Here is a 4,006-nt window from a genome sequence, read left to right as displayed (position 1 = left end):
TCGGTACAGCCGGTCGTGATCAATCGGAACGCCCGGTCGCGATCGCTCGGTACGCGCAACGCCGGAGGAGTTGGCGTTCAGGCCGCCGCCCAGTCCACTCTCAAGGAGTCAATATTGCTGGTCCGGGTTCCGGTACGTCATGACGCCAGCGCTGCCGGCGCCCGGGGACGGCCGCCACCGTTGCCGCACCGCCGCAGGCCACACGAAAGCTTGTGTAAGTGGTCGGCGATGGTGTGGCCTCCGACACAACCACGCTGAGCGGCGAGCTCGGGTCGTCGACATCGCCAGGAACAGGAATAAGGGCCTTGACGTTGACCCAACGTTAGCAATGCGTCCGCGAGCCGAAGCGCCAGCTGAAGCTCAAGGACAGCTTCCCCCAAGCAGACATCATTCATTGCTCTGGCACGGCGTTATTGAGTCCTCTGGCAGTCTGTATCTCAAGGTCGAGAATAAGCTCGCCGGCCAATTGTTGCCGCCCCACGTACTTTCGCGCTTCTGAAGCAGCCACTGGTGTTCGTCAATGTCTGCTCGTCGGCTGCGGGTGACGTTTGGCGCGGCCTAGCTCACCAGTTTCGCCCGCCATTTCCTGGCCGCTGATGCGCCAGCCTACATCGGAACGCTGGCTCCCGTCGCCACCGCGACGGCCCTGCGCTTCGCGACCGCGTTCTTCGGTGGCCTGCTGGGCAAGGGCCTCAGCATCGCCGATGCGCGCAGCGGCACGCGGTTATGGCGGGCGATCCCGATCCCACGTGGCGTCTCTATGCGGTTTGCGGCGAGCTCGGGTCGCGCGCGTGTCTGTGTCATGAAGGCGAGGAGGGTCAGATGAACGTGAAGGACTGGGTAATCGCGGTGCTGACAGCGGTGTTCGTGGCTATTTATGTGCTTGCACTCGCCGGGTGCTGCAGCTGCCGAGCAATGGCAAGTTAGTGGTCAGATCGCGCCAATCATCTCAGTGATCATAGGCTACTATTTCGGCCGGATACCGGGGGAGAAGAACGAGCAGACACTCCTGCAGGGACCTGACGCAGAACGAGCGGAAGGATGCCGTCGAGCAGCGTGAGAGATTGGCGACCAACATTGCCTATGAAGGCCGCGCTGATTGGGACGGGCGACTGGTGAACTACAGCGCATAGACATGAACTTTCCCGCGCCCGCCCGTAACGTGATCCTTCTGCCTCAATACAAATTTCGCGTAGGCTACTTTAGCGACGTTGCAATTTTGCCCATCAACAAATCACCAGTTAAAGTCTTTGTAGTCCCACGTTTTCGTAATCTTACAGCCTGAGTTCGCGTTCTGAAGAACCTCATGGGTTCATGTTAGGTGTAGCCAGCAGAAGCGCTTTGCGTAAAATGCCTGAAATATCGCGGCAAATAGAATAAGCTTCGATGTACGCTGCACTTTGGACCGACAAGGTGTCGTCATCGTGTTGCCGGCTCGACGCGTTGCCGCGCGATCCTTCGATGTGCTGATGGATGGCAAACAAGTCTGTCGCTGCCGAACTCGGCATCCACGAACACAGTGGCGGCGCCGATTCTTGAAGGATCGCTGTGATGGGCATGCTTGACGAGGCCGCCCTGGCCGCCCTCGAACCACCAACGACTATCGGGTTGCTACCGTCTCAGTCATTGCCTTTCCTCGATGGGCGCTTTGACACACTGCGATCGTGGCATTGTCGTTGCCGGCAAACCCGTCAGAGCGCTTTCTTTGTAGCGCTGAGATAGTACTGGGCCCCGAAAGGAAGATTACCTAATAGCGAATCCATTCTGGTCAGGAATGCTCCAGCGGGCGGGACTGAAAGGATGGTCCGCGTGAAGACATTGGCGAAGCCGGCAGCAGTGAACATGCGACGCAACTTCCCGGGCCGCAACAAGACAGCATCTTTGTCAATCTCACATGTTTTGATGAAGTACTGCATCAGCGGATTGTAGGGATTGTGCTCAAAGATGAGCATGAGCCCACCGGGCACGATAACGCGATACGCCTCGGCAACGAAGCTCTCCCATTGGGGCGGAAGGACATGGTGCATCACGCCTATCGTGAAGACCATCGAAAACTGTCCATCGCCGTAGGGCAGTCGGCTGCCGTCGTACGTCGAGTAGCGCACAAAAGCGTGCCGCGCCGCCGCCAATTTGATGCTTCGGGCAGACACGTCCACGCCGTGAAGTTCACCAAACCTGCCCTTAAGCCCGGGATGATACGCGCCGGTTCCGCAGCCCAGATCCAGCACATTCAGGCTTTCGAGATCGGCGAAATGTCGCCGAGCTAGACGCAGAATATGTTTGCGCTTCACGTCAATGTAAAACGGGCGGTCTCGGCCGGTGAAGGCGACGGCTTGATTGATCATTTTCTCGTACGAATCGGCCCAACCATCGAAATCTTCCGCAACTTGCCCGCCGGGCTTCACAATCTCTCTGTCCATAGTTAGGTCCTCCAAGGGCTTGGTCCAAGTTCCACATTCCACATCGTTTCCAGCTCCCGCTAATTGCGCAAAGGGCGTCCTCGACGTTCGCCACGCAAAGTGATGAGCTCTCGGCATACGCCCTTTTGCTAACCTCGTGGAGGAGACCCATTCCAATGGATATCAGCCTCAGGGAGCTTCTAACTGACCTGAGTCCCTCAATCTCCTCCAAGAATTGGTACAGTCCATTACCTCTTGCAGTGAGACCGAACTTTGCCATCCTGTTCATTGCCGACGAAGTCATGACGGGCTGAAACCGCACCGGAACAGTATTCGCCTGCGAGCAGGCCCATGTCACGCCCGATACTGCCTGCTATTCGAAGCGCCTCACGGGGGCGGTTCCTCTTGCGGCGACTCTCTGCCGCGCGGATATTTTCGATGCACAATTATTCGAAATATCGTGCGCGCATGTTCTTCCATTCGAGTTCAGATAACGCAAATCCTATGGCTTGCGCCGCCGCAAGGGCTAACCTGGATATCTGCAAGATCCGCAAACTCGTCAACGCGTCGCGTCGGTCTGCGAAGCGCCTCAGAGCTAACAAAGTCAGGACTAGCCGCTTCCTGCAACGACTGGTCCGGGACCACGCGAGCCTGTTCGTCCACTGGCAGCTCGGCATGGCCGCGGCGCGGATGCTTTAGGAACCGTGCTTTTCCGCAAGAAGCTGCGCCGGGGACCAGGAGCTCAAAGTTCTTGTCGCGCGGCCGGTTTGCGGGGTCGCAACAGAGGCCTGCGCCAGCAGCCATTACTGGGCGCGCGAGATCGGGAGTCTGAGAATGCGGTGCGACTCATTGCGCCAGATTATGTAAAGCGGTTTCGCGAAGCGACAGAAGAATGATGTCGCCGATGCAGAAGCGATCTGCGACGCCATGAAGCGACCGACGATGCGTTTCGTGGCGGTGAAGAGCGAGGCCCGATCCTGCGCCTGTTCGTGGAGCAGCTGAGATCACTGGACAAGAGGGTGGCGCCGCAGCGCTCCACGGGCGGAAAGCAGGAGCTCGTCGAGACACGTGAGTCTCGGACGAAGCCCTCTGGGTAGGCATGCCACGGATGGAGAATGTGCGAACCTTCTGAGGTCATCGACGGTAAAGAAGGTTAGCGCAGAGACTGCGCCAATGCCGGGCATTGTCATCAGGAGTCGACACGAGGGAATCGTTACGCGCGGTCTTCAGAAAAAGATGATGCAGCTGGAGGTACTCTCGCATCGGGATCGTATCCCCGGGCGTGGTGTAGCTGGCGGTGGGACACCGCGTTCACTGGCGGGAGCCGGACAGGTCAGCTGGCGATTGCCGGGAAGCTGATGGCGGGATCATCGCTCAATGGGGCGATGGTTTTCAGCGTCATGTGGCGGGCGCGCTGGACGGTCCACTCATCGTTCTGCTCGAGCAGGATCGCGCCGACGAGGCGGACGATGGCATCCTCATTGGGGAAGATGCCGACCACCTCGGTGTTCTCGCCGTTGAGGCGCTCGATTGGGTTGGTCGAGTGCAGCTTGGTGATTTCTGTCGTGCCCGGCTCGCCACCAATCGCACGCATAGGCCATGAATGG

At 58.7% G+C, this 4,006-nt stretch carries 3 protein-coding genes and 2 pseudogenes; 2 read left to right on the top strand and 3 right to left on the bottom strand.

The genetic code is table 11. The features are described from left to right. Positions 1-1,691: 1,691 nt before the first annotated feature. A complete protein-coding gene (locus CQ13_RS08355; protein ID WP_063800050.1) occupies positions 1,692-2,420 on the bottom strand; it encodes a class I SAM-dependent methyltransferase in 729 nt (242 codons plus the stop codon). 257 nt (positions 2,421-2,677) lie between these two features. Here CQ13_RS08355 and CQ13_RS45420 point away from each other — a divergent pair. After that, a pseudogene (locus tag CQ13_RS45420) lies at positions 2,678-2,940 on the top strand (aminotransferase class III-fold pyridoxal phosphate-dependent enzyme); the annotation flags it as partial. A 121-nt stretch (positions 2,941-3,061) separates the two neighbouring features. Beyond that, positions 3,062-3,368, top strand: a pseudogene (locus tag CQ13_RS47050) (IS110 family transposase); the annotation flags it as partial. A gap of 35 nt (positions 3,369-3,403) precedes the next feature. Here CQ13_RS47050 and CQ13_RS47045 read toward each other — a convergent pair. Together CQ13_RS47045 and CQ13_RS08345 are read right to left on the bottom strand one after the other, a co-directional pair. Then, positions 3,404-3,583: a hypothetical protein gene (locus CQ13_RS47045; protein WP_430649667.1), complete on the bottom strand. Its 180-nt coding sequence runs from the start codon at positions 3,581-3,583 to the stop codon at positions 3,404-3,406. 149 nt (positions 3,584-3,732) lie between these two features. Next, the coding region (locus CQ13_RS08345) for a transposase (protein ID WP_197427280.1) at positions 3,733-4,006 on the bottom strand (274 nt) is incomplete at its 5' end.

The sequence above is a fragment of the Bradyrhizobium retamae genome (genome assembly GCF_001440415.1).
Classification (GTDB): Bacteria; Pseudomonadota; Alphaproteobacteria; order Rhizobiales; family Xanthobacteraceae; genus Bradyrhizobium; species Bradyrhizobium retamae.
Note: the sequence above shows the minus strand (reverse complement) of the source record. Positions and strands in the feature narration are given on the sequence as shown.

Bases quoted from the DNA above. Each gene is read 5' to 3' on its own strand.
- CQ13_RS47045 (WP_430649667.1), bottom strand. From the start codon at position 3,583: ATGCCCGGCATTGGCGCAGTCTCTGCGCTAACCTTCTTTACCGTCGAT.
- CQ13_RS08355 (WP_063800050.1), bottom strand. From the start codon at position 2,420: ATGGACAGAGAGATTGTGAAGCCCGGCGGGCAAGTTGCGGAAGATTTC.